This is a genomic window from Nocardia sp. NPDC050630 (assembly GCF_044457245.1).
Classification (GTDB): Bacteria; Actinomycetota; Actinomycetes; order Mycobacteriales; family Mycobacteriaceae; genus Nocardia.
Genome location: NZ_JBITGN010000001.1, coordinates 1,004,002 through 1,030,932 on the forward strand (window position 1 = coordinate 1,004,002; position 26,931 = coordinate 1,030,932).

The 26,931-nt window shown below is 64.6% G+C and carries 21 protein-coding genes; 17 read left to right on the forward strand and 4 right to left on the reverse strand.

The features are described 5' to 3' along the window. Window positions 1–84 precede the first annotated feature (84 nt). On the forward strand, window positions 85–1,116 hold the full coding sequence (locus ACIBG0_RS04440; protein WP_397029125.1) for an LLM class flavin-dependent oxidoreductase: 1,032 nt from the start codon (window positions 85–87) through the stop codon (window positions 1,114–1,116). Here ACIBG0_RS04440 and ACIBG0_RS04445 read toward each other — a convergent pair. Together ACIBG0_RS04445 and ACIBG0_RS04450 are read right to left on the reverse strand one after the other, a co-directional pair. Then, entirely contained in the window at window positions 1,077–2,129 is a 1,053-nt protein-coding gene (locus ACIBG0_RS04445) for a fused (3R)-hydroxyacyl-ACP dehydratase subunits HadA/HadB (RefSeq protein ID WP_397029127.1), read from the reverse strand. The genes ACIBG0_RS04440 and ACIBG0_RS04445 overlap by 40 nt on opposite strands. Before the next feature lie 23 nt (window positions 2,130–2,152). Next, complete coding sequence (locus ACIBG0_RS04450) at window positions 2,153–2,389, reverse strand: YdcF family protein (protein ID WP_397029129.1); 237 nt, start codon at window positions 2,387–2,389, stop codon at window positions 2,153–2,155. A 325-nt stretch (window positions 2,390–2,714) separates the two neighbouring features. Here ACIBG0_RS04450 and ACIBG0_RS04455 point away from each other — a divergent pair, with 325 nt between their 5' ends. Then, a complete protein-coding gene (locus tag ACIBG0_RS04455; RefSeq protein WP_397029131.1) occupies window positions 2,715–3,923 on the forward strand; it encodes an esterase/lipase family protein in 1,209 nt (402 codons plus the stop codon). Window positions 3,924–4,286: 363 nt separating this feature from the next. Next, window positions 4,287–5,087, forward strand: coding sequence for a VOC family protein (locus ACIBG0_RS04460; RefSeq protein WP_397029133.1), 801 nt, complete (start codon window positions 4,287–4,289; stop codon window positions 5,085–5,087). Between the two features lie 18 nt (window positions 5,088–5,105). On the opposite strand, the gene ACIBG0_RS04465 is transcribed toward ACIBG0_RS04460, so the two are convergent. Next, complete coding sequence (locus ACIBG0_RS04465; protein WP_397029135.1) at window positions 5,106–6,059, reverse strand: AsnC family transcriptional regulator; 954 nt, start codon at window positions 6,057–6,059, stop codon at window positions 5,106–5,108. A gap of 85 nt (window positions 6,060–6,144) precedes the next feature. Here ACIBG0_RS04465 and ACIBG0_RS04470 point away from each other — a divergent pair, with 85 nt between their 5' ends. The 6 genes from ACIBG0_RS04470 (at window position 6,145) to ACIBG0_RS04495 (ending at window position 10,314) form a co-directional block, all read left to right on the forward strand. Beyond that, window positions 6,145–6,813, forward strand: coding sequence for a VOC family protein (locus ACIBG0_RS04470; RefSeq protein ID WP_397029137.1), 669 nt, complete (start codon window positions 6,145–6,147; stop codon window positions 6,811–6,813). Beyond that, window positions 6,776–7,045: a hypothetical protein gene (locus tag ACIBG0_RS04475; RefSeq protein ID WP_397029139.1), complete on the forward strand. Its 270-nt coding sequence runs from the start codon at window positions 6,776–6,778 to the stop codon at window positions 7,043–7,045. Before ACIBG0_RS04470 ends, ACIBG0_RS04475 begins: the two co-directional genes overlap by 38 nt. Window positions 7,046–7,069: 24 nt before the next feature. Then, the gene (locus tag ACIBG0_RS04480) at window positions 7,070–8,026 is read left to right on the forward strand and encodes a hypothetical protein (protein WP_397029140.1); all 957 of its coding nucleotides are present in this window, start codon (window positions 7,070–7,072) and stop codon (window positions 8,024–8,026) included. Next, window positions 8,023–8,475: an ABA4-like family protein gene (locus tag ACIBG0_RS04485; RefSeq protein WP_397029142.1), complete on the forward strand. Its 453-nt coding sequence runs from the start codon at window positions 8,023–8,025 to the stop codon at window positions 8,473–8,475. The genes ACIBG0_RS04480 and ACIBG0_RS04485 overlap by 4 nt, the downstream gene beginning before the upstream one ends. Further along, window positions 8,476–8,988, forward strand: a complete 513-nt coding sequence (locus ACIBG0_RS04490; RefSeq protein WP_397029143.1) for a hypothetical protein — start codon at window positions 8,476–8,478, stop codon at window positions 8,986–8,988. A gap of 360 nt (window positions 8,989–9,348) precedes the next feature. Continuing rightward, window positions 9,349–10,314 carry an alpha/beta hydrolase gene (locus tag ACIBG0_RS04495; RefSeq protein WP_397029145.1) on the forward strand — a complete coding sequence of 322 codons (966 nt, stop codon included), beginning with the start codon at window positions 9,349–9,351 and terminating at the stop codon, window positions 10,312–10,314. 63 nt (window positions 10,315–10,377) lie between these two features. Here the strand turns inward: ACIBG0_RS04495 and ACIBG0_RS04500 are convergent, their stop codons facing one another. Continuing rightward, complete coding sequence (locus ACIBG0_RS04500) at window positions 10,378–11,595, reverse strand: PucR family transcriptional regulator (protein WP_397029147.1); 1,218 nt, start codon at window positions 11,593–11,595, stop codon at window positions 10,378–10,380. An 828-nt stretch (window positions 11,596–12,423) separates the two neighbouring features. Between ACIBG0_RS04500 and ACIBG0_RS04505 the strand changes: the two genes are divergently transcribed. The 8 genes from ACIBG0_RS04505 to ACIBG0_RS04540 are packed head-to-tail and all read left to right on the forward strand — an operon-like array spanning window position 12,424 to window position 26,931. After that, window positions 12,424–12,687 carry an acyl carrier protein gene (locus ACIBG0_RS04505; RefSeq protein WP_397029149.1) on the forward strand — a complete coding sequence of 88 codons (264 nt, stop codon included), beginning with the start codon at window positions 12,424–12,426 and terminating at the stop codon, window positions 12,685–12,687. Window positions 12,688–12,690: 3 nt separating this feature from the next. Further along, window positions 12,691–18,717: an aminotransferase class III-fold pyridoxal phosphate-dependent enzyme gene (locus ACIBG0_RS04510; protein WP_397029151.1), complete on the forward strand. Its 6,027-nt coding sequence runs from the start codon at window positions 12,691–12,693 to the stop codon at window positions 18,715–18,717. Next, the gene (locus ACIBG0_RS04515) at window positions 18,714–19,553 is read left to right on the forward strand and encodes a hypothetical protein (RefSeq protein WP_397029153.1); all 840 of its coding nucleotides are present in this window, start codon (window positions 18,714–18,716) and stop codon (window positions 19,551–19,553) included. The genes ACIBG0_RS04510 and ACIBG0_RS04515 overlap by 4 nt, the downstream gene beginning before the upstream one ends. Further along, window positions 19,550–19,804 carry an acyl carrier protein gene (locus ACIBG0_RS04520; RefSeq protein ID WP_397029155.1) on the forward strand — a complete coding sequence of 85 codons (255 nt, stop codon included), beginning with the start codon at window positions 19,550–19,552 and terminating at the stop codon, window positions 19,802–19,804. The genes ACIBG0_RS04515 and ACIBG0_RS04520 overlap by 4 nt, the downstream gene beginning before the upstream one ends. Next, a complete protein-coding gene (locus tag ACIBG0_RS04525) occupies window positions 19,801–21,516 on the forward strand; it encodes a fatty acyl-AMP ligase (RefSeq protein WP_397029157.1) in 1,716 nt (571 codons plus the stop codon). Before ACIBG0_RS04520 ends, ACIBG0_RS04525 begins: the two co-directional genes overlap by 4 nt. Further along, entirely contained in the window at window positions 21,513–22,892 is a 1,380-nt protein-coding gene (locus tag ACIBG0_RS04530; protein ID WP_397029159.1) for a cytochrome P450, read from the forward strand. Before ACIBG0_RS04525 ends, ACIBG0_RS04530 begins: the two co-directional genes overlap by 4 nt. Next, a complete protein-coding gene (locus ACIBG0_RS04535; RefSeq protein ID WP_397029161.1) occupies window positions 22,889–25,612 on the forward strand; it encodes a PEP/pyruvate-binding domain-containing protein in 2,724 nt (907 codons plus the stop codon). Before ACIBG0_RS04530 ends, ACIBG0_RS04535 begins: the two co-directional genes overlap by 4 nt. After that, window positions 25,609–26,931, forward strand: a complete 1,323-nt coding sequence (locus ACIBG0_RS04540; RefSeq protein ID WP_397029163.1) for an aminotransferase class I/II-fold pyridoxal phosphate-dependent enzyme — start codon at window positions 25,609–25,611, stop codon at window positions 26,929–26,931. Before ACIBG0_RS04535 ends, ACIBG0_RS04540 begins: the two co-directional genes overlap by 4 nt.

Below are 26,931 nucleotides of genomic sequence, written 5' to 3' on the forward strand. Positions count from 1 at the left end.
GTTTACGCAGGTGTGATTTCCATTCTTTCACCCACACCCATCGGCGCGGTGGAATGCGGCCGGGCCCGGGGTGTTGACACAGATATGACTTCGGAACTCGATCAGGTGCGGTTTTCGATCCTGGATCGCTCGCGCGTCCGACGGGGGCAGAGCCATCCGCAGGCACTGCGGGAGACCGTGGAGTTCGCCCGCCTGGCCGAGGACTGGGGATTTCACCGGTTCTGGGTCTCGGAGCACCACAGTGTGCCCGGCGTCGCGGGCTCGGCTCCGACCGTGCTGGCGGCGGCAGCGGCGGCGGCGACCTCGCGGATCCGAATCGGCACCGGCGGGGTGATGTTGCCGAACCATCAACCATTGGTCGTCGCCGAACAATTCGGGGTCTTGGAATCGCTGTATCCGGGACGGATCGATATGGGGCTCGGTCGCTCGGTCGGCTTCACTGACGGCGTGCGGCGGGCACTGGGACACGGCAAGGGCGATGCCGACGATTTCGATCGGCAACTCACCGATGTTCTCGAATACTTCACGCGCGGCAAGTCAGGTGTGCACGCTTGGCCCGCGGAGGGGCTGCGGGTACCCGCATTCCTATTGGCGACCGGATCCGGCGCGGAACGGGCGGCCCGTTTCGGTTTGCCGCTGGTCATCGCATCGATCGCCGGACTCGACCGCATGGTCGAGGCGATCGAGCGTTACCGCGCGCAATTCCGCCCGACGCAATGGGGCGCAGAACCGTATGTCGTCGTATCCGGCGCGGTGGTGATCGCCGATACCACCGAGAAAGCCCATCAGCTGTTGCTGCCCGAGGCGTGGTCGAGCGCGTATTCCCGGACACACGGCGAATTTCCGGTGTTGATTCCATCTGCGGAGATCGAATCCATGACGATGACCGACCGGGAACGCCGGATCTTCGACGAGGCGCTACGTCACCATATCCACGGCACCGAGGACGAGGTCGCGGACGCATTGGCGGCCTTGGTCGCTCGCACCGGCGCGGACGAAATCCTGGTCCAAACCAGCACTTACGATCGCGAAGCGCGACTGGACTCACATCGCAGGCTCGCGCAACTGACCGGACTTCAATCCACCTTCGGGAATAGGACTTCCGCGGCGGCGTAGCCGAAAAGCCTACGGCCATGTGACCTTGCGTCCAGTGCGACGGTGGCCTTGCGGCGATACGGATCGAGTGAAGTTATCCGGCCACGGAATTCGATGGCGCTGGCCTGCGGCGGCGGAATATGCAGATAGTGCGTGTAATGCGCGAACTGGGCGCGGAATCGGGTGGCGGCCGCCGGATCGCCGAGCCAGCCACCGAGATATCCAGCGGCCAGACCCAGTTTGAGCATGTCGGGGGCGACGACGGTTGGCAGACCGGTGGAGGTGGCGCTCTGCTCGCCGAACAGCACCGGATCGGCATCACCGGTCACCCCGGCGTAATCGACCAGATCATTGCGCGACAGATGAACTACCCGGGCCGGTAACTGCGTTCCGATTGAAAGCGATTCGAAATCGACTGTGGTGCACGGTATCCGACTCGATACCGGCGCCACGGTAGCGTTGCCTTCGGCCGGAATGACGACCCCGGGCGTAGGTGGCGCATCGGGGCAGCGCATGGCGATCCCGCCGACCCGGTGCGCCAACCCAGCACTGTCGGTGCCAGTGCGCGCCAGCAGGGCCGTCGACCCGGTCTGAATCACCACCCCGTGCTGGTCGGTCAGTACGCTCTTGACAGCGAGCACATCGTAATCGGCGAAGTGCCGGAATGATTCGAAATAGACATCACAGCTGATGCGGTCGCCGGTGACCAGCGGTCTGCCGAGATCGAGCACATGGTCCGCGTGCAGAATCCGGTGCGAATCATAGCCATTGACGAGGGTATCGAGTATTTCGCGATGGACCCCGAGCAGGATTATCGAGGCGAATGTCGGCGGGGCGATCAGCCCATTGAAGCCGAGCTCGGCGGCCGCCTCCTCATTCCAATGCGCGGGGTGGAAATTCTTTATCGCGCGGGCGAATTCTCGGATCTTTTCGCGCCCGATCTCGTGGGTGGTAGCGGATCGATATCGATGGTCGCGTAACGCGCGGGCCTGGTCGGCCGGATCGGTAGCGGCATCGATGGCGCTCTTGTTCATATTCGCTCCTGTGTTGCTGTTGTTCAGGACCTGGGTCCGAACTCCCAAACGAGCAGCGGCACCTTCTCCGGAGTGACCGTGGCGACGACTGCTACGCCCGCATCGCCGAAAAGGGCCGCGGCTCGATCGATATGGTCGGCCGAGGTCACTACGACGGCGTCGCGCATGCCGATATCGTGCATGATTCGAGCTGAACGTTCGGCATTCTGCGCGGTGGACACCGCTTCGGGCTCGATATGAATCGAACATGGCAGCTCCACTCATTAGCCGTCGGGTCGCCGCCGACGGCGGGGAAACGTAGAACCATGGTCTTCTCGAATGTTCCGAATTCCTCGTAACCCTTTGGTGATCTGGAGAATTCACCGAATTCCATCGTCTGAATTGTGGCCGTGGCCGCTACACCGGAAACCGCAATTGTGCCGCACCCCTAATAGGGGCAAAGGCGTTTGGTGAGGTATCCAGTTACGTTGCCGTCGTACGGGTTTCGCCTACACCCGGCTTTAGCGTTGGCGCAGTTTCAGTGCCGTCGACCGACATACCTCGGCGCTGCGACTCGAACGCTGACGTTCTTCAGAAAGGCATGTCATGAAACGAAGTAGATGCGGTCGGTCGGTCAGCGCCGCGGTGATGATGGGCGTCTCGGTGCTCGCCATGAGTGTGACCGGGGTCGCAGCACATGCGAACCCCGATCCGGCCCCAACGGAGCAGACACTGGCCGACTACATCGCCGCGGGCCGCAAGGCGGCCCCGGTCGCCGATTCCGGCAGCGCGGGCAGTTCGGGTTCGGCCTGTACCTCGGGCAGCGGCGCGGGATCGGGCAACGGCTCCGGTGATTGCTACGGCGGCTCCGGCAGCAGCTCCGGATCATCGGGCGGATACGCCAGTGACACAGTGGGTTACGGCCCGCCGATGACATCGTTCCTGGCCGCCTTCGGCTACGGCCTGTTGAATCCTGATGTCGCACCGCCAGGTACCAATGACTGGAACTGCAAGCCGACCGCCGAACATCCGCGCCCCGTGATCGCAGTGCACGGCACGTGGTCGAACGCCTACAACGGGTTCGCCTACATGAGCCAGCCACTGAAGGACGCGGGCTTCTGCGTCTTCACCTTCAACTACGGTCGCTCGAACCTGTTGGAGGGCGGCGGCCTCGGTTCGGTACTGCCCGGCGTGAACGGTACCGGCTACATCCAGGACTCGGCCAAACAGGTCGCTGTCTTCGTCGATCGAGTACTCGCCGCGACCGGCGCGTCCGAGGTCGATATCGTCGCCCACTCGCAGGGTGGCTCGATGTCGAACTGGTACACCAAGTTCGAGGGTGGTGCGGCCAAGGTGAAGAACCTCGTCACTTTCGGCGCCACCCACCACGGCACCAGCCTCGACGGCATCGGCGCATTGGGTCGGGCCATCAATAACCTCGGTATCGACGTTCTCGGCTTCATCGAGATCTTCGTCGGTCACGCGGGCATCCAGCAGACCATCGGCTCGGATTTTGTCAACCTGCTCAACGCGAACGGCGACACCGTCCCCGGCGTTGACTACACCGTGGTCGGAACTCGCTACGACGAGGTCACCAACCCCTACGACCTAACCTTCTTGAAGGCCGGTCCGGGCACGACCGTCCACAACATCACCCTGCAGGAGGGCTGCGAACAGGATCTGTCCGACCACCTGACGATGATGTATTCGCCACGTGCGCTGTCGATCGCGCTGAACGCACTCGACCCGGTCGGCCATCCGAATCTGGAATGCGCTTTCAACCCGTGGTTGATCGGCGGTAGCGGCAAGCTGTGACATCGCGGTAGGCGTGCACCGCGGCCGGACAGGACGAACCCTGACTCCCCGAGCCTGTGCGGCGGGTGCGCCCACCGCCACGCGACCCTCGTCCCGGTTAAACGGATTCCTACCCCGCCTCCGTTTCCCGGTCGGTGCAGGCGCGTGGCGGCCTGCCCACCGGGCCGATTCCGCACAATCGGCCCGGTGGGCATTCGGTTGTCCTGACCGTCGCGGTAGTGGTGGTAAACGTTCAGCGAACTTCGGGACAGCAGCCAGGAAGTGCTGGTTCACTACTAGGCAGCAGCGCAATCGGCACCATCTCGGGTGGATTGGTACACCCGCCCGCGACCTACGGCAACCGACGAGTGAATGGAGATATCGATGCCTGTTCGAAGCACACCTTGGTCCGAGGGCACCCCATGTTGGGTCGATTGCCAGGTCGACGACCCGGTCAAAGCGAGCGAGTTCTACGCCGAGCTGTTCGGCTGGACCATCGAGGGTGGTGGGGACGAGGCAGGCGGATATCTGATGGGGATGAAGGGCACGGATGCGGTAGCCGGAATCGGCCCCAAGCCGCAGGCCGAGATGCCCTCGGTGTGGACGACCTACCTCGCCGCCGACGATGCCGACGCGATTGCCGAGAAGGTGAGCGCGGCCGGTGGCCAGGTGGTCATGCCCCCATTCGACGTGCTCGACGCCGGCCGCATGTTCGTCGGAATCGACACGGTCGGCGCGGCATTCGGCATCTGGCAGGCCCGTGCGCACAACGGCGCCGCCGTCCACAACGAGCATGGCGCCTACTGCTGGAACGAACTGCACACCCGCCAGCTCGACACCGCGAAGAAGTTCTACGCCGATGTCTTCGGCTTCACTTACGCCGACGTGGGCGACGGCAAGAACATGATCTACGCGATGTTCACCCCGCGCGGCGGCGAACAGCCCGTCGGCGGCATGAACGACGACACCGTGATGCCCGGCGACCCCATGCCAAGCTACTGGCTGACCTGGTTCCAGTTCGACGACGTCGACGCCGGGTTGGCGCGGGCTGCCGAACTCGGCGCGACGGTCCTGATGCCCGCCGCCGACTCACCGGCCGGTCGGATGGCAATGGTCTCGGCGCCGCAGGGCGAGGTGTTCGGAATTATCGACACCAACGTGACGGTCGGCGCGATGCCGCAGTAAACGACCGTCGCCGGACGACTAGCGAAATATTTGGGCGTCGCGCTTGGTGTAGGAGGCGATCGGTGTGGTCTGCATGCGTTCGATGCCGTCCAGTGTGGTGATCCGTTCGGTGAGGTAGGTGTACAGCTCTGCGGAGTTGCGGACTACCGCGATCGCTATCAGATTGTGCTCGCCGGTGGTGGCGCCGATGAATGCTGCCTCGAAGTCGGAAGCCAAGGCTGTCGCCACAGTGTGGAGCTGATGCGGCACTATGCTCATCCAGATCACGCAGGAGACGGTGAAACCGAATGCGGCGGGGTCGATTTCGACGCTGAACCGCAGGATCCCGGCGCGTCGAAGCTCATCGAGTCGACGCCGGATCGCTGTTTCGGACCAGCCGACGCGGCGGGCGAGATCGGGGTAGGCGGTACGGCCGTCGAGTGATAGGGCAGCGAGCAGCCGGCGGTCGAGCTCGGTCAGCGATAGAGACTGTGTCGCGGCGGTATCCGGTGGTTGTAGTGCCTCGATTTGGGCGGTGGTCAGCGCGGAGGTGCGGCCGCGCCAGCGGCGGTTCATGAAGTGGTGCAGGAGCCGGTGCGCGGAGATATCGAGGACATCCCCGTGTCGGGCGAGTCCGGCCAGCGGTGCCGGGCCGTCGTCGGGAATGCGGAAGATGCATACGATTTCGGTACCGCTGTCCACCACCGTCACCCAGGCGGTGTCCGGTCGCTGGGCGAGGGCGCGAGCCAGCGTAGTGGCGGCACTGGCTCGTACCGTGATTCGGACGATCCACTCGGCGGTAGCGATCGGCTCTGCGGCGGCGACGCCGGTGACTCGGACGAGTCCGTTGGTGCGCAGGCGGCCGTATCGACGGGCCACGGTGCGCGAGGAAACCCCCAGTACCTGGGCGATTGTGCTGTACGCGGCGCGGCCGTCGATCTGTAGTGCGTGCAGCAGTTGCAGGTCGAGATCGTCGAGGGTGTCCGAATCCACCCGATCAGGGTAGATAGATGTCCGAAGACGGCGTCGACCGCCCGATAAGCGGTCCTCGACGCGGTGTTCCAGCAGGCTCGTTCACATGAACGACGATATGGGCCAGGGGTACATCGGAGCCATCCACCACACCGGTCTCAAGGGCAGTGACTTCGCTGCGATGACGAGTCGATACCGGTCCTTCGGATTCACCTTGACGCCGCGGTCGCGACACCTGATGAGCCAGCGGCCGGGTGAACCGGCGATTCTGGGGTGCACCGCCAACGAATGCGCGGTGTTCGGCGGCTCGTACATCGAATTGCTCGGCATCGTCGATGCCGCGGCGCCGGACCCGTGGCACGCGAAGCCGCTGCCGGATGGATTCCGGATTCTCAATCTGGAGACCGACGACGCCGCTGTGGTCAGCGCGCGGCTCATCGAAGCCGGGCTCCCCGCTTCCGGTGTGCTCGAGCTGGAACGTAACGTCGACACCGAGGACGGCGTGCGGACCATGCGCGCCCGCACGGTGCACATCGACCCGCGCTGCACGTCCGAGGGTCTGCTCGGCATCTCCCAGCACCTGACCCGCGAATATGTGCACCAGCCACGGTATCTCGACCATCCGAACGGGGCGCGGGGGATCGCGGCGGTGACGATCGTGGCCACCGACACCGAGTTCGACGAGATCGTCGACCGCTACCGCCGCATCTACCCACCAACTGTTCCGTGCTCCTACCTTGCGTTTGGCGGAAGCCCTTGCCGCGCAAGGAAATAGCGCATGGCTCTACCGATTCGACTGGCATCCCGCGGGCAGCCCCTTCGGCGCCTGTCACTGCTTGGAACTGCCGTTCCTGCTCGGTAGTGCGGGAGCGTGGGCGCACGCACCGATGCTCATGGGCGAGCGGCCGCAGGCTCTGGTCGAGGACATGCGCCGGCGCTGGATCGGCTTCATCCGCCACGGCGACCCCGGCTGGTCCCGTGCCACCGAACACCACATAAACACCTGACGAGTTCCTGCCGAAGGACACGACATGACCGCTCTGCAATGGCATCGCCCACTGATGCTGCTCGCCATCGCGATGGCACTGCTTGTTCTCTTCTCGATCGGGGGCCTGATCGTCGACGATCGCGTCCTCACTGGACTGCCGATCTGGGCCAAGGCGGTGAAATTCGCGCTCTCGGTGCTGATCTACGCGATCACCTGGGCCTGGCTCATCGCCCAGCTCACCCGCTGGCGGCGGATCGCCTGGTGGGCGGGCACGGTGGCAGCCGTCGGTCTCGGTGTGGAACTGGCCGTCATCGTGACCCAAATCGTGCGCGGCACCACCAGCCACTTCAACTTCACGACTCCGCTCAATGCGGCGCTGTGGGACACTATGGGGCTGTCCATAATCGTGGTCTGGGTCGCGACGCTGGTCGTATCGCTGGTTCTGTTCCGCAACCCGACGCAGGATCCGGCACGCAACGCCGCGATCCGCTACGGCGCCGCACTGTCACTGATCGGCGCGGCGCTGGGGGTGCTCATGGTGGTGCCGACCCCGGCACAACGCGAGGCCGGCAGCGCCATCCAAGGCGCGCACACCGTCGGCCTGCCCGACGGCGGACCAGGCCTGCCGATTCTCGGCTGGAGCACCACCGGTGGTGACCTCCGCATCTCGCATTTTCTCGGAATGCATGCGGTGCAACTCCTTCCACTGGTCGCCATCGCCCTGGAATTCGGTGCCCGCCGAATCCGTGCTTTTCAATCGGCCCGATCCAGGGCAGCGCTCGTGACTGTCGCGGCAGCAACCTTCGGCTGCCTGCTCGCCGTGCTGACCTGGCAGGCGCTGCGCGGACAATCCGTGGTGTATCCGGACGCACCAACATTGTTGGCACTCGCTGTAATCGCCACTGCTGCAACCGGATCGGCCACGATGATCATTCGGCGGCGAACGCGATTTACGCATCCGACACCCGATCCGCTGACCGCGACCGGAGCGATTCGATGACCCGTGTGCTCTTCGATCTCACCTTCTGGCCGGCCGTGCCCTTCTGGGCTCTGATGATCCTGGCGCCGCGGTGGCGCCGAACGCCAACCATCGTCGCGTCACCGCTGATCTGCGCGCCGCCGCTGCTGATCTACGCGACGCTGGTGCTACCGGAGTTCGGGCCGTTCCTGTCCGCTCTAGCCAACCCGACCCTTCCCGGGCTCCGAACAATTCTCGCCGGCAGTGCGGGCGCGGCCGCGGCGTGGGCGCACTTCGTCGGATTCGATCTTTTTCTGGGCCGCTGGATCTACTTCGACTGCCGCGAACGCGGCATCCATCCCGTGCCGATCAGCGCACTGCTGCTGTTCACGATCTTGTTCGCACCGCTCGGCGTACTCGGCTACCTGATCATCCGATTCCTCCCGGCATACCGACCGATACCGAACCAACCCACCTATGCGGAGACATAAATGGAAACCCTGATCTTTCTCCTGATCGTGCTGCTCGGGCTGCGCCTGGCGGGTGTACTGGGAGCCACTCGATTCACCGACTGGGGGACGTGCGCGGCGTATGCGCTCGCGGCGATGGTGATGCTCACCGGCACAACACATTTCCTTCCCGACGGCCTCGCGAGCGGACCCGCTCCCACCCATAGTGATCTGCTGCCGATGGTGCCGCCATTCGTGCCATTTCCGAGTTTCATGGTGTACCTGACCGGTGTGCTGGAACTGCTCGGCGCGCTCGGTCTGTTCCTCACCAGAACCCGCCGACCCGCCGGGATCGGCTTGGCCGCACTGTTCGTCACCCTCCTGCCCGCCAACATCTACGCCGCCGTATCCGACATCCCGTTCAACGGTTCGCCGGCATCCCCGCTGTGGATTCGGATACCTGAACAGGTGCTCTACATCGCGGTGGCGCTGTGGGCGGGCGGGCTCCACAGCCCGAGCCGTGTCGAACGCGTCGACGTGACAGCGGAACGCTGACCGGTGTTGTGTCACACCGAACGTTGGGCCTTTGTGCTGGCCAGGGTGCCAGTGGACGCCGAGAAGGTGGCGTGTATCGCGGGTTGTGTCGTATCCCTAGAGGTGTCGGACGCATTCGTGAGGTGTCCACATCCGGCCGATGTTTGCGCAACATCGTTCTTCTCCAGTTTTAGCGTTGGCGCAGTTTATGTGCCGCTGACGAGCACAAACGGTGCGCGTCGACGAACGCCAAGGTTCTGGAGGATGTGAATAATGTATCAAAGTCCCGCCGGACGGACGGCTGCGCCGGTTGCTCATTCGGGCCGACCGAGGAGTGAAATACGTTGGCGCCCTTCGCTACACGCCCTGGCGGTGCTGGCAGTGACGTTCACTGTGGGTGTGGTTGCGGTACCGTCGGCCGCGCATGCCGATGCGTCGTCGTCGATCACCGGATCGTGGGCTGAGGATGATCGCACGGTGCAGTTGCGGGTGTATTCCGCTGCTATGCGGCAGGAGATCATGGTGAAGGTGCTGCGTCCGGCGGATAGGTCGACGCCGCGGCCCACGTTGTATCTGCTCAATGGTGGTGGGGGTGGGCAGGACAGTGCGACCTGGCAGAAGAACACCGATGTGTTGAAGTTTCTTGCCGACAAAGATGTGAATGTGGTGCAGCCGGTGGGTGGTAAGTGGAGCTACTACACCGACTGGCGTGCGCCGGATCCGAAACTTGGTCTGTACAAGTGGAAGACGTTCCTCACTGAGGAGTTGCCGCCGCTGATCGATGCCGAATTGGGCACCACCGGTGTCAATGCCATTGCTGGGTTATCCACCTCGGGCACTTCCGTTTTGCAGCTACCGATCGCGAAACCTGGTCTGTACCAGGCGGTTGCGGCCTACAGCGGTTGTGCGCAGATCAGTGATCCGATCGGGCAGCAGTTCGTGAAGCTCGCGGTGGAGGGCTGGGGTGGTGGCGATACGGTGAATATGTATGGGTCGTCGAATGACCCGATGTGGGCGGCCAACGACCCGTACCTGCATGCCGAGCAGTTACGTGGTATCCACCTGTTCATCTCCACGGGTACCGGCGTGCCCGGCATGTACGACGTCTACAACGGCAGTCACATGCAGCCTGGGCCGCGGGGGTTCTTCAATCAGCTGGTGATCGGCGGTGTCATCGAATCGGCGGTGAACTGGTGCACGCAGAACCTGCGAGTCGAACTCGATCGACTGGGCATCCCGGCCACCTACGATTTCCAGCCCACGGGAACTCACTCGTGGGGGTATTGGCAAGAGGCACTGAAGGCTTCGTGGCCGGTGCTGGCCGAGGGGCTCGGCCTACCTTCGTGATCGGCGTACCCTCCTGATGCAAAGGCCCGCCGGACGATGCGGCGGGCCTTTCGAAGTGCGTTGTCAGGTGCGGTACGTGCGCGCGACCAGAGCGGAGCGCAAATACCACAGCCCGGACGGTTGTGACGGATCGAAGCCGGTGAGTTGTCCGATGCGCTTGAGCCGGTAATCGACTGTATTGGTGTGCACGTGCAGCACCCGGGCGGTGCGCTGGCGGTTGAGGTTGTTGCCGATGTGGCGCTGCAGGGTTTCCAGCAGTTCGGGATGCTCGTCCAGCGGGTCCAGCAGCGAACCGAGGTATTCGCGGCCCGGGCCGGGCCGGGTGAGCTGGTATTCGAGGGCGAGTTCGTCGAAGCGGTAGAGCCCGGCCACCGCCTGCAGCCGCTGCACCATGTCCAGCAGTTCGTGCGCCTGGTCGGCGGCGTTGGGAATCTGTTCCGGCGTGGCCACGACCATGGTCGCGGTAATGCCGACCTGCGCGGCGTGCGAGAGCCTGGTCACCACCGCATCGAGCTCGTCGTTGTCGAATTGGGTCGAGGGGATCAGTACGGTCCCGCCGTCCACGCTCAGCAGCGACAGCGCGCTGGCACCGCATTGCGTGGCGAGTTCGGCCTGCAGCCGACGCAACTTGCGCCGGGCAACCACCTGGGCGTCGAGCATCGGATTGTGCTCTTCGTGATGCGGTGGAATGGCAACGGCGAGAACGTCGTACGACTCGGCGATGGCGATACCGCATTCGCGCGCCATGGTCGAGGTGCTGTGTCCGCCGAGTAGTGCGGAGGTAAGTGTGTGCACGGCGGTGTGATGCTCGCTGACGACGGCGCGCAATTCGCGGATATAGGCGACCGAGATCGCCGAGGTGAGTTTGTCGAGCAGTTCGACAACCATCTTGGCGCCATTGACGAGATTGTCGTAGTCCTTGATCGTCGCACTGGACACCACCAGCTCGAGGCCCATCTGGAAGCCCTCGTGGATGGAATGCAGGATGGTGTCGATCGGCACGCCCTCGCGGGCCCAGCCCGCGGCATGGTCCTCGAGCCGCTGCACCTTCTCCGGGATGTCCTTGCCGTCGAGCATGCTGACCGCGATCTCGAGGCAGACGCGGGTGCTCGCGGTGAAATCGCCGGTAATCGCATCCCCTGGCATCGTCGAGCAGGGGATGACGTTGTCCACGAAGTGGCCGACCATCTGTCGGGACAGCGCGCGGACGTCCTTGAGCGAGGACGACATCGGCTTGCCCGATAGGGTCAGGGTCGGCCTGGTCGAGTGGTCGACGGACATTGGCGACTCCTTTTCGGCCACGGGTGTAGCTGTGTGGAGCATTCACAGTAACCGCCCTGGGGAGCGCGTGGACTGGTTCGCATGGTTCTGTGAGAGTGCGCTACCCGGGCGGTCGAGCGCTTGTGACCGATCACAGTGGGTCAGAGGAGCTACTGGCCGGTAATGAGAGCCGTCACATCTGCCGCCGGGACCAGAAGTTAGCCGGAAGTTCGGGCGCGGCGCGCCACCGGCCTTGCGGCGTAAAAATGCCGTTACGTGACTTTGTATTCGCCGCGAAATGTGCTAGCGCCCGATGCAAAACAAAAGTACCGATGGGTCGGTTCGGAAACTCCACTGTCCGCTCAGTGAACCGGGTGTGAACAGCGAATTTATTGAAAGATGATTCTGTGCTGGGGTGGTTGGGCGAATTGGCGCATTATCTGTGTCGGTGAATCGTGGAATATATTGTCTCAGACGCCGCCTTGTTCGGCCCCCTTTCGTGTGGGCTTGGCCGAGTTCTTTACGTGCCTGAGCAAAGAATTAGCGAAATGGTTGCTGAAAGTTCGATCCCGCGCTGGGGCACGGCTATTCACATTGCCAGTCGGAAATCTGCGGTGTACAGATGGGGACATGCACCGCTGTGATTGCCGACAGTCGTGCGCATGAACGAGATATTGGACGTGACAGTCCTGATTGCCGTATCGGAGGGCAAGTGATCGCAGTCTCGGCTGACGATAAATTTCGCGCTTACCAGCGAATATTAGTGGCGTATGCGGCGGACTCGCTAACTTCTACCGGCGTTGCGTGCGCGGTGTACGCGACAGGTTCGAGCGTATGGGAGGACGGTCGATGACCGGGTTGAACGATATCGGTACGCGGGTGCGTGAACTGTTTTCGCGTGGATTGCAGGTGCCCTCGATCGATGTGAATACGCCGTTGCTGGATTATGGCTTGGACTCGGTCCGCTCAGCGGAACTCGTCATCGAACTCGAGCGCGCCTTCGGTATCGAGATCTCCGACGCCGAGGCTGCGACACTGCATACCGCGCGCGATGTAATCGACTGTGTGGTCGCCAAGTGTGCAGCCGAACGACACTGTGGTATCGGAGCATAAGTCGTGTCCGCAGGCCTTCTGTTTTCGGGACAAATAAATTCTTCCGCCATTGTTTCCGAAGACGAATTATTCGATGATTTCGCCCGGCACAACCGTCCTGGACTGGCGCGGCTGCTGCGTGCCTGCCATCTGGATGTGGTGTACGCGGGCGCCGAAAGTGACTACCTGATCCGGCCGGATGGGACCCGAGTACTCGATCTTGTCGGCGGTTTCGGTGCGGCCCTGTTCGGACACAACCATCCGGCACTGGTGCGGGTGGCGACCGCCCTGCTGAATCAGCAGACGCCGTTCGTCTCCCAGGGCAGTGTCCGGCCAGGGGCCGCGCGACTTGCCCGAAGACTTTCCGAAGCGGTGGCCGCCGAGCGTGGTCGCGAGTATGTGGTGACCTTCGGGTCCACTGGTGCCGACGCGGTGGAGGCGGCGATCCGGCACGCGGCGGTGGCGCACGCCCGCGCCCTCGACGATCTGGAGACCGAACTGCGGCGCACCCTGCGCCGGGTTCGGCGCGACGGTATGCACGACGTTCGTCCGATTGCCCTGGCCGACAACGGATCCGACGACGACCGCTCGGTCGCCGAGATTCTCACCGAATCGCTGCGGGTGGTCGACGAATTGCGACGGCGCGGCCCGGTTTTCGTCTCGCTGACCGGAGCCTTCCACGGTAAGACAGCCGGTGCCTTCGCCCTGACCGAGCAGGCCGATACGCCCGTAGACCTGGTGGTCCCCGGCCCGGAACGGCGCAGCCTCGACAGTTGGGTACCGGACGCGGTGGCCAACGCATTCGCTGAGGAGCTGCGGCCGGTAAGCCGGATCACCTTCGACGGCATGGGTCGGCCGGTGCGATCGCGGACCGGCATCTCGCCGATCGCCGCGGTATTCGCCGAGCCGATCCAGGGGGAGGGCGGTGTCCGCGAGGTTCCGGACGCGACTCTGCGCGCACTGCGCGTGTTGGCCGATCGGCACACGGCGGCCCTGGTATTCGACGAGATCCAGTCAGGCATGGGCCGCACCGGAACCTTCCTCGCCTCATCGCCGTCGCAGGTGAACGCGGACTACTACCTGCTCTCGAAATCGCTGGGCGGCGGGCTGGCGAAGATCTCGGCGCTGCTGGTCGACCAGCAACGCTCGATCGCCGACTTCGGTCGATACCACACCTCGACCTTCGCCGATGACGATCTGTCCTGCGCGATCGCCGACGCGGCACTGGACCTACTGCGGGACAACCAGATCCGCATCATCGATACCGGTGCGCGACTGCGATCGCGACTCGATGCGGTGGCGCTGCGCTGGCCCAAGGAGATCGTCGCCGTGCGGGGGCGCGGGCTGCTGCAGGGCATCGAACTGTCACCACCGGAACCGACATCGGCGCTGCTGCGCGAGATCTGCGATCCGGACATGTTCGGGTACGTGGTGGCGGGATATCTGCTGCACAGCCACCGGATCCGCATGCTGCCAACACTTTCCGCGCCGACCACACTGCGCATCCAGCCCTCGGCGTTTCTCGCCGACGCTGAGCTGGACCGCCTGACGACGGCGCTCGATGATCTCGCCGCACTGCTGCACCGCGGCGACTACGCCGAACTGCTCGCACACTTGGCCGCACCGGTCACCACGAATTGGCCGGTACCGGAACGCAGGTCGCCATCGCGGCGACGCACCCACGAGGTCGCCCGCGATTGGAACGCCCCGACCAGGGTGGTATTCCTGGCCAATCTGCCCGACGCCGCGGATCTGCGCAGATTCGCACCGGAACTGGCCGGATGGTCCGACGGCCAATTCGCCGCACTGTTCGAACGGTTGCGCGGGGTGGCCGAACCCTTCGAACTGACCAGACAGATCGTCACGTCGCCGACCGGCGCGGTGGTAGAGGTATGCCTGATCGCGGTGCCGATTTCGGCCGAGCAGATCATCGAATGCCAGCGCGCCGGACATCGTGCCTGGTTGCGCGATCTGGTGCTCGAGGCGGTAGATCAGGCAGTCGCGTTGGGCGCCAGCGTCATCGGGCTCGGTGGGTACACCTCCATCGTCACCGATGCCTCGCGCGATGTGGTGGAGGACGCCGTCAAGGTGACCTCCGGCAATTCGCTCACCGCTGCGTGTGCCTACGAAGTGGTTCGTGCCGAACTCGCCCGCCTCGAACCGGGGCAGCGCCGGATCGGCATTCTCGGTGCGCTCGGCAATATCGGCGCGGTAATGGCCGAACTGCTTGCGCCAGTCGCTGATTCGGTCACCCTCGTCGGTCGTGCCGGGTCGGCGTCCCGGCTGGAGCGGGTGGCCGCTGGCCTACCCGGAGTGGCAGTGGTCAGTGAGGACCTGGCCGCCCTGCGTACCTGTCGCATCGTCCTCACCGCCACGAATTCGGCCGTGCCCGTGGTTGCCACCGAAGTACTGGCCGATGACCATCCGGTGCTCGTGGTCGATCTCGCGGTCCCCGGCGATGTGGAACCCGCGGTGTCCCAGCAGTCGAATATCACCCTGGTCTCCGGCGGGCGCATGGCGCTACCGCTGGGCCAGACACCCCCGTTTCCCGAAACCGGACTGCCCGCCGGGGTCGTCTACGCGTGTATGGCCGAAACCGTTCTGCTCGGTTTCGAACCGCGCACGGCGAGTCCGTCCTATGGCGGCCTGACCGTGGCAGGCGTACTCGCCGCACGCGACCTGGCCGCTCGTCACGATGTGCGCCCGGTTCTGCTTCCGACAGGAGCTCCCACCGTGTCCGAAACACCTACCGCAGCTGTCCCCGCCGTGATGTTCCTCGGCGCGGCCGATTTCGCACCGGACCGCGCCGGCGGCAAGGCAGGGACTCTGCACGAACTGATCATGGCTGGATTCGAGGTGCCGCCCGGCTTCGTCGTTACGGCCGATCTCGATCTGGCCGAGGTATCCGATGACGACCTGAACGGCTGGGTCCGTGCGCTGGGCGGCTTCCCGGTCGCCGCGCGTTCGAGTGGTGTGCTCGAAGACCTCGATGACGCGAGTTTCGCTGGTCAGTACGAGTCGTATCTCGACATCACCGATATCGCGACCTTGCGCAAACATATCGAGCAGTGCCGAGAGTCGGTGCACAACGAGCGAGTTCGTACCTACCTCGCCCGGCGCGGCTATCGAGAAGCCGGTGCTTCAGTTGCCGTTCTGGTGCAGCGCATGGTCGACGCGCGGTGTGCCGGTGTCGGATTCAGCATCGATGCGTTTACCGGTATCGAGGACCACGCGGTGGTCGAAGCCTGCCGGGGACTCGGCGAACGACTCGTCTCCGGACATGTCACGCCGACCAGATTCACGTTGCGATTGTTCGACGGCACGGTGGTCGAGCGCGACGCGGGCGATGAGGATGTCGAGCTGAATGCCACCACCACAGCCGAACTCGCCGCCCTCATGCTCGCGGTGCAGGCGCACCGGCACCGCCCGCAGGACATCGAATGGGCCATCGACGGCGACGGGAAACTATGGCTGCTCCAGGCGCGGGCCATTACCGCGATCACCTGGCGTACCGACATCGACCAGTTCTCCGATGCCGATCTACGCGATGGCGGCGTCTCGGCGCGGGTCTGCACGCCGATGATGTTCTCGTTGTACGACAACGCCTTCCAGTATTCGATGCAGCAGTTCTTCGAGCGGTTGAAGCTTGCCGAGCCGGGCGTGGAACCGGACTGGATGGCCATGTACTACGGCCGCGCCTACTGGAATGTCAGTGCGGTGAAGAAGTGCTTCTTCCGCATTCCCGGCTTCGACGAACAGCATTTCGACGACGACCTCGGTGTGCTCAACGACTACGGGCCCGACGGTCCGCACCGCACTCCGACGAACGCGAAGACGATCGCCAGGGCGCTGCCCGCGGCGCTGGCGGTGCAGAAGAGCTACCAGGATCAACTGGCTGCGGTAGACGCGTTCGCAGCGGAATGGCCCGCGAAATACGCGGCGTGGCGCGAGCGAGTACGCGAACTGCCGCGGACCGACGAGGCAACCTTCGTCGCGGATCTGGCGGACTGCCTGCTCACCTTCCACGCCGCCACCGAGCGCACCTACTTCACCACCATCTACAACAACTCGAGCGTCCAGACCGACTTCAAGCAACTGCTCGACAAGGTGGATGCCGCGACCGGCGCGACCACCTCGGCCATCGACCTGATGGGCGGGCTCGCCGATATCAGCCACATGCAGCTGCAGCGCGGCATCGTCGAATTGCACCGGGTGGCACGTGATCACGGCCTCGATGGTCGCGAATGGGTAATGGCGCTCGATGCCTTCCTCGACGAGCAGGGCTTCCACGCCGATGCGGAACTCGATCTCACCAGCCCGCGCTGGTCGGAGGCACCCGAACGGGTGCGCTCGATGATCGCGGTCATGCTCGAACACGGCACGCCGCCAGCGGATCCGGATGTGACGCTGGTGGATCAGCGCAAACGCTACGAAGACGAACTCGCTGCGGTGCGCGCGCGGTTGCGGGCCAAGCCGCTCACTCGAGTGAAGTACGCCAAGGCTTTGGATAAGCAGGTCGAGCGGATGCGGCGGTATCTCGTTGCGCGTGAACGTATGCGGGAGTTCTCGTCGCAGTGCTATGCGGTCGTGCGGGCGTATGTCGTCGAGGCCGGGGTGCGCCTAGCCGCAGCAGGCACGGTCGAGCAGGCCGATGATGTGTTCCAGCTGTCGATCCACGAGCTCTGCGATCTCGCGGCTGGACGGGTGGATATCTCGACACTCGCCCCGCGGATCGCTTATCGCCGTGCGGTGTACGCGGGCTACCGGGACCTGGTGCCACCGCATGAGCTCGGAGGCGGAGTCACCGTTGGCGCGGTCCGCGAGATCGGCGACGGCGATCTGACCGGACTCGGGTGCAGTCCCGGTATCGCCGAGGGCACCGCACGGGTGATCACCTCGCTCGCCGATATCGACCAGCTGCGCGAGGGGGACATCCTCGTGACTCGCTTCACCGATCCCGGGTGGACGCCCGCGCTCGGGCTGGTTTCCGCCGTGGTGACCGAGGTGGGCGGGATGCTCTCGCACGCGGCGGTTATCGGCCGCGAATACGGAATACCAGCGGTGCTGAATGTCGCGGGTGCGACGACCGCGTTGCGCTCGGGTCAGCGGATTCGGGTCGACGGCGGTGCCGGTGTGATCAGCGTGGTGCAGACCGCATCCGAGCCGGTTGCGCCTGCGTCCGGTCAAGGCGACCACGCGCACGGATTGCACGTCAGCTCCGCGGAACCGGAGCAGTTGAACAAGGCGCCGATTCCGGAACCGGAACAGAAGCGTCCGCGGCCGGTCCCAGACGAGCCGCCGATCCTGTCATCGAATGCACCAGCCGCGCCTGCGCGTGCGGTGCCGCTACGACCAAGTGACCCCGAACAACAACCCAAACCCCCGGAGCACCCATGCCCGGCAGCCACTAGAACGGACGAACCACTGACCGCACGCAAACGCCTGATCTGCATCGCCGGTGCCGACGGATCGGGTAAGACCACCCAGGTTGCCCGCATCGCCGCGGAATTCGAGGCACAGGGCCAAAGCGTTGCCGCCGTGACTATTTGGGACGCATTCCTGGATCCGAAGGTCTCCTCGAAGCTGCCCTGGCGCAGTCCCGCCGAGATCTACGACTATCTCAAATTGCTGTCCCCGCTCAGTCGCGCGCACTTCCTGTTCCACGCCATGCAGTTGTCCTTCGATCTCGCCGCCGAACGCGGCCCGGACATCCTGTTGGCAAATGCCTACTGGTACAAGTACTTCGCCACCGAGGTCGCGCACGGCGGCGATGCGGCGGTGCTGCGCAAGCTGGCGGCTGGATTCCCGGAACCCGATCGCACCTTCTATCTCGCGGTGAGTCCACAGGATGCGTTGGGGCGCAAGCAGTTGCGCAGCGACTACGAGAGTGGCTACGGGGACGAGGAGGAATTCCTGGCGTTCCAGCGGCGCAGTCACGACGCGCTGGAGGCCTTGTCGGAGGAATTCGGCTGGCTCCGACTCGACGGCACCGACGCACCCGCCGACATCACCAAGGCCGTTCTCGCTCAACTACGGGAGGACGACCGGTGACCCGTCGCGTCGCGATCGTCGGCATCGATGGTTCGGGCAAATCCTCGGTCATGGCGCGGCTGCGCGAAATGACCCCGGGCACCGACTCTTTCGCATCGATGACCTGTCCGGACTTCCACAACACCAGGAATGTGCCGCTGACGGATCTATCCGAGCAATTCAAGGCCTTCAGCGTCGGATGCGATGAAATCGGCAGCCTGGAAATGAAGGCCACCGCGATGTATCTGCAGATGACGCTGTTCGGCCCGGTGGAACGCCACTTCCTGACCACCTGGTCGCCGGATGTGCTGGTATTCGAGCGGCATCCACTGATCGAATTGCTGGTCTACGGGCCGCTGTATGTCGCGTTGGGCCGCCCGGAATGGAACGGCCACGATCGCGCCGATGAGATCGCTGCCATATTGGAACGCCATCGGCCGGGCACCTTCGATGACATTCTCGCTTGGCAGCGGTCGGAATCCAGGCGTCTGGGCAGCTCCCCGGATATCTGGGACCTGCTGTCGGAGATCGCGGATCTGGTGCGCCGGGACGTGACCGTATCCGTCCCCGGCTTCGCTGACCGTTTTCGCACCACACTGCCCGACGCTGTGCTCTGGCTGGACGCACCGCCGGAACAGGCCGCGGCACGCTGCGCACAACGTTCGGGGAACGGGCCGAAGGAGGCCCATGAGACAGCAGAGCGGCTCGCAGCCCTGCGTGAGGGATATCTACAGGTGCGCGACAACCTCGCGGTGGCCTTCCCCGAAGTGGGATTCCATCGCATCGACACCGGCGACGGCGTCGATCTCGAGGAGTCGGTCCGCGCCTGCGTGACCGAAGGGAAGTTACTCGGGTGAGTACACAGGCAGGTACCCCGGCCACTGAAACCGAGGCGCGGGTGCGCGCCATTGTCGGTGAGGTGCTGTGGGTTTCGGCGGATGAGATCGACGCGTCCGCGCAATTGATCGACTACGGACTGGATTCGCCGACCGCGATCGAGCTGACGATTCAGCTGGAGCAGGCATTCGGCATCGTCATTCCGGAAGATGCCGCGGCACAGTTGAATACGGTCGGCGAGATCGTGCGTTACGTGCGGGGTGGGCAGTGACGACATTGGTTCCTGCGCATCCGACGATCGTGCACGCGCTGCTGGCCAATGCCGAGCGTGGAGCGTCGGCGCCATCGACGATCTTCGTACCGGAGCGCGGCGACCACGACGGTGAAATCGCCTGGCGACACAATGATCTCGTGGTGGCGGCGGGCAGGACCGCGGCCGCGTTGGCCGCAGAGGGTGTCGAGCCGGGCGATCGGGTGATGCTGTGTCTGCCCACCTCTCCGGAGTTCGTCACGGCATTCTTCGGTGCGCTGCTGCTCGGTGCGGTGCCGACCGCGGTGGCGACGCCGGGCGGATTCGGTTCGGCGGATATCTTCCGCGACAAGTTCACTCGGCTGCTCAGCTATCTGGAACCAGCGGCGGTGGTCGCGACCGGGTCGGTCCTCGCAGGGGGAGAACTGCCGGACGCCGTTGCCGTCATCGATGGCGATGTGCTGCACGCCTCGGCCTGTTCATCCGATGCGCCGACGCTGGCACCCAGACTCCCCGAACCAGGCGATCTGGCATTCATCCAGGCGACCTCCGGCTCGACGGGAACGCCGAAAGGTGTGCAGATCACCCATGCGAATTTGGCGGCCAATTGCGAACAGATCGCACAGGCCGCCGCGATGGGTGCGGGCGATACCTGGGTCGGCTGGCTGCCGCTGCATCACGATATGGGGCTCATCGGTGGGTTCCTTACACCGGTATTCCGTGGTATCGACGCGGTGCTGATGCCGCCGAGTCGATTCCTGCGCAGTCCGGGGGACTGGTTGCGTGCGGTCGGACGGTATCGCGGAACATTCACGGCGGCGCCGAATTTCGCCTACGGATATGCTGCGGCGCGGGTTACCGACGCCGAACTCGAGGGTGTGGATCTGTCGAGTTGGCGGTTCCTGTTCTGCGGCGCCGAACCGATCCATCCGCCGACCGTGCAGAGCTTCGTCGACCGGTTCGCGGCCTGGGGACTGCCGAAAGACGCGCTGGTGCCCTGCTACGGCATGGCCGAGGCGTCCCTCGCGGTCACCGTGAATCGCCCGCATGCGCCGGTCGCCTATGACTCGGTGTCACGCCGAGCGCTTACCGGAAACGGTGTGGCCCTGGAGATTCCGGAGAACGATCTCGACGCGATGCATATCGTCGACTGCGGTGCACCGCTGTCCGGTTCCGAGGTGCGCATCGTCGACGAGGACGGCGTGCTGTGCGGTGCGGACGTGGTCGGTCGCATCCAATTCCGTGGGCCGTCGATGACCATCGGCTACTTCCGGCTGCCCGAACAGACCGCGGCCGCGACTCGGGACGGCTGGTGGGACACCGGGGATATCGGCTACCTCCGCGACGGTCGGCTGCGCATCACCGGTAGGCACAAGGACCTGATCATCATCCGCGGCGCGAACTACCTGCCCACCGATTTCGAGCTCGCCGCACAGGAAGTCGCTGGTGTGCGTCTCGGTGGTGTCGCGGCCGTTGGTCACGCCGATACCCAAGGGCTTTCGGAGGAGTTGCATCTCATTGTCGAATCCGGTGCGGAGGCCACCGAACACGACGCGTTGCGCCGAGCGGTGCGCGTCGCGGTGAGCAAGCGCACCGGTGTGCTGCCCGCCGGGGTTCGGGTAGTGCCCCCGCGCAGCATTCCGAAGACGACGAGCGGCAAGGTGCAGCGCGCGGAGGCCCGACGGCTGTTCCTGGTCGAGGACGATCTGGTCGGTGCCGGGGGCGCGGCATGAGCCAACGACTCGGAGGTCCGGCACTGCGCCATCCACTGGGTGCGTATCCGGACTACCGCGCCGACCCGCTCGCCCTGTTCTACGAACAGGCTGTCGCGCACGGCGGCAGTGTTCGGCTACGCCTGGTGCATCAGCAGCTGCACCTGCTGGTCGAGCCGGAACATATCAATCAGGTGCTGGTCACCAATGCGGCCAAGTACGAGAAGGGCATCAGCTACCAGAGTCTGAACTACCTGCTCGGCCCCGGCTTGCTGACCAGCGGCGGCGAACTCTGGAAACGCCAGCGCGCCCTGATCAAACCCGCGTTCTCCCGCCGCCACGTCGACACCGAGATCCCGCTCATGGTCGAGTGTGGACAGCGGATGCTCGATCGTCTCGATGCGTACGCGGCGACGGATGCGATCTTCGACCTGGTCCCCGAGGTGATGAGCTTCGCGGCGGATGTGGTGTGCCGCGCGGTTATGGGCTCCGATATCGATGGTGTGCTGCCCCAGATCGAAGACGATGTGCGCGAAGGCGTTTCGTGGGTGATGCGGCATATGGCCGCACCCATTCAAGTGCCACCGAAGGTGCCGACCCCCGCCAATCGGCGCTTCCATGGTGTTCGTGAACGACTACATCGCGTGGTGGACAGCGTTATTCAGCGACATCGGGACGCCGACGCCGAAACGACGTCCCTGCTGGCCCGACTTCTCGCGGCCCGCGATGACGCTGGGCATGCGATGGATGACGCGCAGCTGCGTCACGAGGTGCTCACCTTCCTGCTCGCCGGACACGAGACCACCGGTGGTGCGATGGCGTGGACCATCTACGAACTGGCTCGCAATCCGACGGTGCTCGCCCGGGTGCGCGGCGAGATAGATATCGCCCTCGCATCGGCCGATGTCGACCGGGCGCTGCCCGCGCTGGAGCTGACCGGACGCGCGATCGACGAGGCCATGCGCCTGCACCCACCGGCGTGGGCATTCAGCCGCACCGCCATCGAACCGGATAGCTTCGACCGCTTCGATCTGCGACCGGGCGCGATCGTGGTGATCAGCCCGTTCGTGAACCACCGCTTCCCCGAATTCTGGGATTCACCACTGACCTTCGATCCGGACCGGTTCACCAAGGAGCAGACCAAGCTCCGTCCACCGTTCCGCTACTTCCCGTTCGGCTGGGGGGCACATCTGTGCGTCGGCCAGCATATGGCACTGACTGAGGTCCGGGTCGGCATCGCAATGCTGTTGGCCCGCTATGAGATCCAACTCGTCAACGGGATGCGGGTGCGGGAAAACCCGGAGATCTCCAATACCCCCGATCCGGTACTCGTGCGGCTCACCCGGCGTGCGCCCGCGGTGCCGACGGCCACGACCATGCGGGAGGCCGCGCAATGACCGGAACAATCGTCAGCGATATCGCACTGGCCGCCGATGCGACGACGGCGACGCAAGTGGGCGCCAAGGCCGCGAATCTCGGCAGACTGGTGGCGGCGGGCCACCGGGTGCCACCGTTCGTGGTGCTGAGCGCCACCGCGTGTGCGCGCATTCTCGGACCGATCCGTGAATCCATCACCGCGGAGCTGGCTTCGCTCGTTCACACCGACCCCGCGTCGTTGCGTGCGGTGGCGGGGGAGATCCGCACGATCATCCTGGCTCAGGAAATTCCGGCGGAGATCAGTACCGAGCTGGGTGCGAATGTGCGGGAAATCGTGGATCGCACATCGCAATCCGATGCTCGGGTGGCGGTGCGCTCCTCGGTCAGCGGTGAGGATTCGGCGACGGACTCCTTTGCGGGCCAACTCGACACCCTGCTGAATGTCGCCCCGGCGGACGTTTCCTCGGCCGTGCTGGAGGTGCTGGCCTCCGCTTACTCGGAGCGGTCGCTGTTCTATCGAGTACATCGTGGACTGGACAACACCGAAATCGACTGCGCCGTCCTGGTGCAGGTGCTGATCGACAGCGCGGTCTCCGGCGTCGCCTTCAGCTGCAACCCGCAGACCGGCGATCCGGGAGAGGCGGTCGTCTCGGCAGCTCTGGGTCTCGGCGAAGGTGTGGTCGCCGGAACCGTGGAATGCGATACCTATTTCGTCGACACCGCAGGGCGCACGATCGTGTCCCGTTCGGTGGCCGAGAAGCAGAGCCGGGTCGTGGTCGCGGCCAATGGTTCCGGAACCGTCGTCGAACAGATCGCCACCGTCACCGATCCGGCACTCACCGACGCGCAGGTGGTCGAACTCGTCGACATCGCAACGGGATTGGCCGAAGAACTCGGTGTTCCGCAGGATATCGAGTGGGCCTATGACGCCAACGGCGTGCTGTATCTACTCCAAGCCCGCCCGATCACCGCGACCGGCGCCCGCGAAACCATTTTCGACAATGTGAATGTCGCCGAGTCCTACCCCGGTGTATCCAGCCCACTGACCTTCTCGATCCTGCGCAATGCCTACGAACAGGTATTCCGTGCCTGCCACAAGGATTTCGGCGCCACCGACGCCATCGTCGAACGCAACACGGCGAGCCTGTACCCCTATCTGGTCGGTACGGCGCACGGCCGCATCTACTACAACATCAGCAACTGGTACCGGCTGTTCCTGCAGATACCGGGCATGGAGTTCGCCATCGAAGGCTGGGAGGCGGCACTCAATATCGAGAACCGCTACCAGCGGCCGTCCGCGCCGAAACGCGGTCGGGCACGAGTTGAGATGTATCTGCTGCGGTTACGTATCGCCGCCATCATCACCGTTGGCTGGTTGCGGCTACCGCGGCGGCTGCGCGCATTCTTCACCGAACTTCAGCTGTTCACCGCGGATCTGGAGCACCGGTTGAACCCGGAAACACCGGAGCGGGAACGGGATCCGGAAGCACTGCTGGAGTGGATGGAGCGCTGCCTGCACGAACTCGTACCCGCCTACGCGGTGCAGATCTTCAATGACTTTCTGGCCCAGCAGATGTTCCACGTCGTCGGTCTGCTGCTGGAACGCCAAGGCCTCACCGAAACAGCGGCCATCACCCTGCGCAATGAATTGTTCTGTGGTGAAGAGGGCGTCGACAGCGTAGACCCGGTTCGCTCAGCGCTCGCCCTGACCGCAACGGTCCGCGCGGATACCGCGCTGCGTGAGCTGTTCGAGGGTCCGCTGGAGCCGCATGAGGTATGGAAAGCCTTGGCGCAGCCCGAATTCGCGGACTTCCACAGTGCATGTCTGCGGCATATCAACCTGTTCGGTGACCGTACCGTCGACGAGTTGAAGCTGGAAACCGATCCGCTGAGCGAACATCCGCAGCGACTGGTTCCCATGCTGCGCAACTACCTGCGTGGCGGTCAGAACATCGACGAAATGGTGGCCCGAGAGAAGCAGATTCGGCGCGAGGCGGAGCGCACGGCTGCGAGACTCTTCCGTGGCAAGCTCCCGCAACGGTTGGCATTCCGGTTCGCACTCGGCCGCGCGCGCGAGCACGTGAAACAGCGCGAGAATATGCGGCTGGGCCGCAGCCGATCCTTCGGTTTGGTCAAACGGGTTTTCCGGGAATACGGCAGGCAGATGCACGCGGCCGGATTGCTCGAGGATCCGCGCGATATCTTCTGGCTCACCTACGAGGAGATCGCGGCCCTCACCCGTGGCACCGCGGTCGATACCGATGCGGCACGTACGGTCGCCACACGCAAGAGCGACCACGAGCGGTGGCGCGCCGAGCAGTTGCCCTCCCGAATCGTCACGGCCGGAATCGCGGCCGTCGGCATCAACGATCCGGCCTTCGATCATCCGGCCCCTACCGGCGATTCCGGCAGTGTGCTGCACGGAATCGGTTGTGCGCCAGGCCGGGTCGAAGCCCCGGCACTGGTGTTGACCACTCCGGAACCGGATGTGGTCGTCGACGGGCAGATTCTCGTCGCGTCCAGCACCGATCCCGGTTGGGTCTTCCTGATGGTGGCTGCCGCGGGATTGGTCAGTGAGAAAGGCAGCCCGCTCTCACACACCGCCATTATCGGCCGCGAACTCGGCATCCCCACCGTCGTCGGCGTCGCTGGCATCACCCGGCTGGTCGCAAGTGGGGATGTGCTGATTCTCGACGGCAAGGCCGGAACCGCAACCATCGTTGAGGAACACAGCTCATGACATCCACCGCAGCCGCACCGCACGATACCGCGCACGGCGAGAATTTCAGCCTCGAACATTACCTCGATCCCGCCGCGCACACCTTCGAACAGCGCTTCGAGGAGTTCCGGCCCTATGTCGCCAACGCGCGCGGCACCGGATTCGTCCTGCGCGAGATCACCGGACCGGCGGGTCCGGTGGTGCAGGTCCGCGATCCCGACGGCGGCGCGGTCCGCGACCTGATCATGTTGGGGTCGAATAACTACCTCGGCCTCGGCAATGAACCGGAGATCGTAGAGGCTGCCGTCCGGGCCGTGCGCGAATTCGGTGTCGGCCACGGCGGGCCGCCACTGCTCAACGGCACCACCTCGGTGCATCGGCGGTTGGAGGAGCGCCTCGCTGAGACCAAAGGCTGCGAATCCGCACTGGTGTTCTCCTCCGGTTACGCCGCCAATGTCGGCTGGGTGACCGGTCTGCTGCGCAACGGTGACATCCTGCTCTACGACGAGCAGAGCCACGCCAGCCTCTACGACGGCATCCAACTCGGGCGGGTCCGCTCGATGGCCTTCGAGCACAACGACCTTCGGCATCTGCGGCACCGGCTCATGCAGATCCGGTGGCGCAATCCGGGCGCCAACATAGTGGTCGCCGTCGAGGGCGTGTATTCGATGGACGGCGATATCGCACCGTTGCCGGAAATTCGGGCGCTGTGCGATTCGTTCGGGGCCTGGCTGGCCATCGACGACGCGCACGGCACCGGTGTGCTCGGCGCGAACGGTCATGGCACCGCCGAACATTTCGGCATGGGTTCCGGATCGGTCGAGCTGTACATGGGCACATTCTCGAAGGTGTTCGCCACCACCGGCGGTTTCGTCGCCGGTTCGAAGGATCTGGTGGACACGCTGCGGTTCTTCGCGCGCTCGTACATGTTCTCGGCGTCGCTGGCACCCGCGGTCGTCGCCTCGGTACTCGCCGCCATCGATTTCATCGACGCGCATCCGGAGCGAGTTCGCCGATTGCACGACAACGTCGACTATTTCGTGCGGGAACTGCGCCGAATGGGTTTCGCGGTCGATCCGCAGACCGCGATCATCCCGATCCTGGTGCCGCAGCGCCTCGCCGTCGCGGAGGTTGTCGCGGCACTGCACGCCGAGGGCGTGTTCGTCAACGGGGTCGAATTCCCGGCGGTCCCGCGCGAACAGCAGCGGCTTCGGGTCAGCATGATGGCCACCCTCAGTCGTGATCAGCTCGATTTCGCATTGGAGAAGATCTCCGCCGTGGCCCGCCGCTTCTGCTTCCACCCCGAACAAATCGGTCCCACCGAAGAAGGAATCCGCTGA

What these genes read in the sequence shown, in the direction of transcription:
- ACIBG0_RS04460 (WP_397029133.1), top strand. Translation starts at nt 4,287, where the DNA reads ATGCCTGTTCGAAGCACACCTTGGTCCGAGGGCACCCCATGTTGGGTC.
- ACIBG0_RS04500 (WP_397029147.1), bottom strand. Translation starts at nt 11,595, where the DNA reads ATGTCCGTCGACCACTCGACCAGGCCGACCCTGACCCTATCGGGCAAG.
- ACIBG0_RS04440 (WP_397029125.1), top strand. Translation starts at nt 85, where the DNA reads ATGACTTCGGAACTCGATCAGGTGCGGTTTTCGATCCTGGATCGCTCG.
- ACIBG0_RS04455 (WP_397029131.1), top strand. Translation starts at nt 2,715, where the DNA reads ATGAAACGAAGTAGATGCGGTCGGTCGGTCAGCGCCGCGGTGATGATG.
- ACIBG0_RS04490 (WP_397029143.1), top strand. Translation starts at nt 8,476, where the DNA reads ATGGAAACCCTGATCTTTCTCCTGATCGTGCTGCTCGGGCTGCGCCTG.
- ACIBG0_RS04540 (WP_397029163.1), top strand. Translation starts at nt 25,609, where the DNA reads ATGACATCCACCGCAGCCGCACCGCACGATACCGCGCACGGCGAGAAT.
- ACIBG0_RS04480 (WP_397029140.1), top strand. Translation starts at nt 7,070, where the DNA reads ATGACCGCTCTGCAATGGCATCGCCCACTGATGCTGCTCGCCATCGCG.
- ACIBG0_RS04485 (WP_397029142.1), top strand. Translation starts at nt 8,023, where the DNA reads ATGACCCGTGTGCTCTTCGATCTCACCTTCTGGCCGGCCGTGCCCTTC.
- ACIBG0_RS04535 (WP_397029161.1), top strand. Translation starts at nt 22,889, where the DNA reads ATGACCGGAACAATCGTCAGCGATATCGCACTGGCCGCCGATGCGACG.
- ACIBG0_RS04505 (WP_397029149.1), top strand. Translation starts at nt 12,424, where the DNA reads ATGACCGGGTTGAACGATATCGGTACGCGGGTGCGTGAACTGTTTTCG.
- ACIBG0_RS04470 (WP_397029137.1), top strand. Translation starts at nt 6,145, where the DNA reads ATGAACGACGATATGGGCCAGGGGTACATCGGAGCCATCCACCACACC.
- ACIBG0_RS04445 (WP_397029127.1), bottom strand. Translation starts at nt 2,129, where the DNA reads ATGAACAAGAGCGCCATCGATGCCGCTACCGATCCGGCCGACCAGGCC.
- ACIBG0_RS04530 (WP_397029159.1), top strand. Translation starts at nt 21,513, where the DNA reads ATGAGCCAACGACTCGGAGGTCCGGCACTGCGCCATCCACTGGGTGCG.